3 protein-coding genes and 1 pseudogene are annotated in these 6,000 nt (G+C 49.2%); 1 reads left to right on the top strand and 3 read right to left on the bottom strand.

From position 1 onward, the window contains the following. Window positions 1-11: 11 nt before the first annotated feature. The 3 genes from BCT27_RS03545 to BCT27_RS03535 all read right to left on the bottom strand — a co-directional run bounded on the left by BCT27_RS03545 (window position 12) and on the right by BCT27_RS03535 (window position 4,686). Window positions 12-2,909 carry a methyl-accepting chemotaxis protein gene (locus BCT27_RS03545; protein WP_102395055.1) on the bottom strand — a complete coding sequence of 966 codons (2,898 nt, stop codon included), beginning with the start codon at window positions 2,907-2,909 and terminating at the stop codon, window positions 12-14. A 29-nt stretch (window positions 2,910-2,938) separates the two neighbouring features. Next, window positions 2,939-3,553, bottom strand: coding sequence for a type 2 periplasmic-binding domain-containing protein (locus tag BCT27_RS03540; RefSeq protein WP_102318072.1), 615 nt, complete (start codon window positions 3,551-3,553; stop codon window positions 2,939-2,941). A gap of 227 nt (window positions 3,554-3,780) precedes the next feature. Beyond that, on the bottom strand, window positions 3,781-4,686 hold the full coding sequence (locus BCT27_RS03535; RefSeq protein WP_102318071.1) for a LysR substrate-binding domain-containing protein: 906 nt from the start codon (window positions 4,684-4,686) through the stop codon (window positions 3,781-3,783). Window positions 4,687-4,879: 193 nt separating this feature from the next. Between BCT27_RS03535 and BCT27_RS03530 the strand changes: the two are divergent. After that, a pseudogene (locus tag BCT27_RS03530) lies at window positions 4,880-5,740 on the top strand (DMT family transporter); the annotation flags it as partial. Between the last annotated feature and the right edge of the window lie 260 nt (window positions 5,741-6,000).

Genomic DNA, 6,000 nt, shown 5'->3' with positions numbered 1-6,000 from the left:
GCTTCTAGCTTCTAGCTTCGCTCTTCCCATTCAAATTCATCATCGTCGTCATCAATGGCAGAACCTTGTTTTGCGTCTTCGTCATCAAAGAAGCCATTTTCCTCAATGTCGTTTTCCGAGTACTGACCTTCCATGTGTCGGTGGTTATCCTCAAGCAGGTCGAAGAAGGCCATCATTTCGGTCATGTCTTGGGACAGGATCCACATGTTCTCGCTGGCTGTGGTGGCTTGCTGCACCAAGGTGGCGTTTTGTTGAGTCACGTTATCCATGCGTGTGATGGCCAAATTTACTTGTTCTATGCCGATACTTTGCTCCTGCGCAGCATCGCTGATGTCTTCCATCTTGCTGCCGACTTCTTCCACCATAGAAACGATTTCAGTGAGGGTTTTGCCTGATTCACTCACCAAATCAGAGCCGATACATACCTTCTTGTTGCTGGCTTGAATCAGTTCTTTGATTTCTTTTGCCGCACTTGCTGAGCGCTGTGCAAGGTTTCTTACCTCGCCTGCTACCACAGCAAACCCTCGGCCTTGTTCACCCGCACGAGCGGCTTCCACGGCGGCGTTTAACGCGAGCAAATTGGTTTGGAAGGCTATTTCGTCAATCACGCCGATGATCTCGCCAATTTCATCGCTGGCCGCACTGATTTCTTCCATCGCGGTGATGGTACGTGAAATCGCATGGCCGCCTTCGCGGGCTTTTTCGCGTGCTTTCATGCTCACCATTTTTGTTGCGAGGGCGTTCTCGGCGCTTTGCTTCACCGTGCCTGTCATCTCTTCCATGCTGGTGGCCGTGGCTTGCAATGACGTTGCTTGCTCTTCGGTACGGGCGCTGAGATCTTGATTGCCCGTTACGATCTCTCGTGATGACGCTGATATGGTGCCTGCGGTTTCACGGATTTTGCTGATCACTTCGGTCAGCTTATCAATGGTCAGGTTGGTGTCTTTTTTCAGTGCGGCAAAGCTGCCACCGTACTTTTTCTCCATGCGTTCAGTGAGATCACCTTGTGCCACTGCGGCGAGTATTGTTTGCATGTCTTCCAATGATGCTTCAACGTTGCGAGTGAGTGTGTTTAGCCCTTCAGCCAAGTTATAGAAGAAGCCTTGTTTGCCTTCCATGGTCAGCTTCTGATTAAAATCCCCGCGTGATGCTGCCACGATAACGGCGTCAATTTCCCGTTCGATAGCGACTTCGGCGGTGCGATCTTTCCACTCAATCACTGTGCCGATACGGTGCTTGTCTGTATCGAAAATCGGTACAGCGTTTACGGCCATCACTTTATCGCCCACCGTGAATTCACTGCGATGAGATTCATCGAGATGAGCAAGAATAAATTGTTGGTGCGCTGGTTTTTTGTGGAACATGTCGATGGACTGTCCGACGACGTTTTTCAAATCGAAGTTGTGTATTTCCTTGGAGAAATCCCGCTCGTTATCACGCAGCATTTGATACGCCGCTTCATTGAGATAAATAATAATGTTGTCGACATTGGCCAACATGATGTTGTTTGATGCGCTGTCTAGCGCCTGGCGTACTTGCGCATTTTCTTCGGCGACTTTTTTTGCTTCCTCTTCGAAGGCGAGCTTGGCGGCTTCTGCTTGTTCAATGTTGTCGAGCGAGGTGTTTGTCAGTGCTTTGATGGCGAGCAGATCGCCACGATAGTCCCCTTTGACTCTGACGCTCAAATCGCCCTCGGATAGGCGCTTCATCACGTTGTTCATCTCGCTCAGCGCGCGTTGTGTCGAATCCATTAAGGAATTGAATGCCGCGGCTGATTGGCTTATTTCGTCATTGCCACGCACTCTCAAGCGCACTGAATAGTCGCCAGACTTGGCGATGTCTTCAAGTCGGCGTGTTGTGCCGAGTAATGGCCTCGCAACCGATCGTGTGATCACAAAGGCGATCACGGCGCCAATCAACAGCCCAATGATACCTGACAGCCTAAGCACCATGACGACAGAGGCGTTCCATGCTTTTAACTGGTTGACGTTTTGTTGTAGCGCCACGTTTTGAATGTCGATCATTTGCTGTACCAGTTCCCGTGAACGGTCAGCAATTGGCGAGGCTTTGCTCCCCACCAGGTACTGCGACATGTTCCAGCGTTCGGAATCACGGATGTCAAACATACGTTCGACCAAGGGAGAAAAGCGAGCACGTTGACGTGCATATTGATTGAAGAGCATTAACTGTTCGGACGTCAGCAAATGTTGGTTATCTTCAATGGTGTAAAAACTCGTGCTATTGGTTGTCCAATGTTGCAAGTAGCCTGCTTTAAATAACGGGTCGCCGCTGAGCAGGTAAGAGCGAACCGAGGAGAGGGCGAGGGAGAATGACGCACTGGTTTCTGCAAAATGCCCCAGCATTTTCTTGCGCTCTGGTGTGGCAGGCAATGTCTGTTCTATGGTGGTAAGTTGTCTGAGTGTCGCCAGCAGGCGAGTGATTTCAGGTAGGGTTTCATTCTCGAAAATCTTGGTGGCGGGTTGCTCATCCACAGAATGTGCAATGTTTTCCGCTTCATCTTGTGCCACGCGAAGTTGCTGAAGTGTCTTTGAAAGTTCAAACAGTACGTCTTGATAGCCCGCTTCAATTTGTGAAAGCTCGTTGGCTTTCAAAATGGCAACTTGGGCGTCAATGTTCTTCCACACGTTTTGTCTTTCGGCAATTAAGCTGACATCCCCCAACACAAGATAGCCTCGCAGCACGGCAAGTGACTTGTTGATTTCTCCCATCAAGGCACTGCCAGCAAGGCTTGTGGGGAAGGTGTCATTCACCAGATTGTCTTCAACACGCTGCAACTCGGCCAATCGGCTGTTAGAGAAGATGATGGCAGACCCCATGATGGCGAGGACCAAGCCAAACCCCAATACCAGGCGCTTACCAATGGTTAGATGTAAAATAGGCAGTCTCATCACTGTTTCTTACCTTTTCCGTAAAGGGGTTACTGCTGCTGTGAACCGGCGTCGAGCAACACGAACAATTTTCGATGAACAAGATCAACAAGGGCATACACGTCAGAGGGTGCTTTTGTTTTGTCGCTTTCTTTTAATGCGTAAAAATCGCCAAACGATTTGCCGTTTTCTATCCGCGACATTGCCATAATCAGCGAATCTAAACATAAGCCTGCTTGCAAATAGACTTCTGCCGGAATGGCGTTGTTTTGTTCTCGTTCGATGCGTTTGATCAGAGGGAGATGATTGGCTTGCAGAAACCTGTCGATGTTGTCGCTCAGTGCAAGCAATGCGACGAAGACCTGCTCGGGTGTGTAGTTGGACACTCGAATGGGGTCGGTCGGTAACGCGCTAACTATTTGAGGGCGGTGTTTCTGCGCATAACGCATGACCAGCGCATCGATGTTTTTCACTAATTCATAAACTTGGGAGGGCGTGAGCTCGCCGTACAAATCGGAATACCCGTATTCTGATTTGTGGGTGTCGGCGAATGTCGCCGAGGGAAACATCGAGAAAAAACACAGGAGCGCACCAACCAGTAAACGTGCGATTTTCTGCATGGCAGGAAGAGCGAAATTCGTTAATGTTGACGGTACTGGCATCATCAGTCGTATCGCCCTGTCGGTTAGTGGATAGAAATACTCACATGTAAGAAAAATGGTTCACAAATAAGTTTAGTCAGAATTGACGTAAATGCCTGTTTAGCGGGGGAGTGTGTCTACAAATGACGTATCTCACGTCGTCTTTCAAAAGAGAATGAAAGCGCGATGTCTCGCGATGAGACAAGGATGGTGGGTTAAACGCTCAAAATACGGCTTTTAAGTTGCGCGTATTACTTGTCATGTGATGACGGCTGAGATTCACCTTGTGCCGAAATTTGCTGCAACCATCGACCTAGCTTCACGATATCTGGCTGACGTGCGCGGTGCTTTTTGTACACAAAGTAGAGACTGTCGCCCGTGGGCATTTCGTGCATAGGAATACGCACTAACTGTTCGCGGTCGATTTCATTCATGAAGTAATAGTTCAACAAGGTGATCCCTTGCTCATAGCGTGCCGCTTCTGTGGCGAGTAGCATGTGGCTAAAGGCATGAATTTTGACAGTGTTTGGCAGCGGGAAACCGCCCAGTTTGCACCATTGCCCCCAATCGTTCTCCATCAATGAGGTCACTGACAGCAGGGGATAGTCCCACATGGCTTCTGGCAGCGGTTTATCTTTGATTTGTTGCCAAATTTTACGGCTGCATACGGGATAAAGATATTCGTGATAGAGCAAATCGTATTGATAGTTCTTGCCCGGTTCGAAATCGATGATGAAGCAATCTGCAAGCTTGTCTGACAGGTTTGGGTGGTCAGCGAACATTTCAAGGGAAAGGTCGATTTCAGGGTGTTTTTGACGAAAATCTGCCAATTGTGGCATTAGCCACTTCACGGCCAACGAGCTAAATACCGCGAGACGTAACTGGCCGGATTCCCCTTCACGTACTTGATGACTGGCTCGGCCAATGGCTTGAAGTGGGTCGCTTACGTCATCGTAATAGCGCTGTCCTACAGGCGTCAGTTGTAAATTGCGCCCTTGTCGCTCAAACAGGGATTCCCCTAAAAAGTCTTCAAGTAGCCGAATTTGGTGGCTCACTGCACTTTGCGTCACGTTCAGTGTTTCTGCTGCTTTTGAAAAACTATTCAATCGAGCAACGACATCGAAATATTGCACAGCGCGAAGAGGGGGAAATTTCATTATCGAAATAACTCATGAATAACGAATATTCATCATTATACGTCATGATAAGCTCACGCTACTATGCCTGTTCTGTGATCTAGATTAGATCTTTTGGCCCTTATTCTCATGAGGTTGTATGTCAGAACTCCCTGAGTTTTGATTGCCGCAGCATCGTGAGAGAGGAAATACGACATGAACAGGAGCCTTTATCATGCGTAATATTTCAGTTGGGATGGCCATGACCTTATTGGTGATTGGCAACCTTGCCGCGACGTTTTCTGACGCGCTGGTAAAAACCATGGAGGGCGGTGCTGATGGCGCTATCTTTCAATTTGCACTGTTTCGCCAGGTGTCAGCCGTTCTCATTTTGCTTCCTTTCTGTTTAACGGCACCGAAGAAAAACCTGACGCTTGGGCTTAAATGGCACATGTTGCGTGCACACGTATGGTTGGTGGGTGTGTTTTTCTCCGTCATTGCGTTAACGACCATGCCATTGGCAACGGCGAATGCGATCTTCTATGCTGCTCCCTTGATCATGCTTCCGCTGGCGGCGATTTTCTTGCGTGAGAAACTGTCAACGGCATCCATTATTGCGGCGGTGGTGGGTTTCGTCGGTGTGTTGCTTTTGGTGCGCCCGACAGATCTCAGCTGGGCGGCTATTTCAGCGATGATCGTGGCGGTGACGCTCGCGGTGAACAACTTGTTGATCCCGAAAATTCCGCGTGAGCAGACGGTACCGCAAACGTTATTACTGCATAACCTCATTGGTATTCCTGTCGCGTTAGGATTGGCGTTGTACGAAGGTGTGCCGTTTAGCATGGATTTGTTCCTACGTGCTTCTGGGTCAACCGCATTTATTCTGGTGTACGCCGCCACGTGTGTGATTGCTTATCGTGCAGCAGAAAGCAGCAAAATTGCGAGCGCCGAATACAGCGGCTTGGTGTGTGCGGTTGGTGTTGGCTTGGTGATGTTTGGTGAAGTGCCAGACATGCTGATGATTGTTGGAACCTCGTTGATCGTTGTACCGCTTATCTGGCTTGCAGGTCTTGAGAAGCGCAAAACAAAACGTGCAGCGAGAGAAGAAGCGCTGGCGACTGAGACAACCTTTGCGAGCCTCACCGAAGACATGCGCACAGAAGATGATGATATCGCACTGGCTGAAAAGTCTGCGATGGCAGATAGCATTGTGCTGCCTGATGACGACACTTCGCCGAATGGCGAGGAAGCACGAGAGACGTCGCCGAGTTACGAACACATCTGCCCTCAAAAGAAAGCCTCGGGAACGGTGTAAAACGTCATCGCTGATGGCAAAAGCCTGAAGCGAGAAACGAG

It is taken from the genome of Enterovibrio norvegicus (assembly GCF_002876705.1).
GTDB lineage: Bacteria > Pseudomonadota > Gammaproteobacteria > Enterobacterales > Vibrionaceae > Enterovibrio > Enterovibrio norvegicus_B.
The sequence above is the reverse complement of the archived record's forward strand: the minus strand, read 5'-3'. Positions and strand labels throughout refer to the sequence as shown.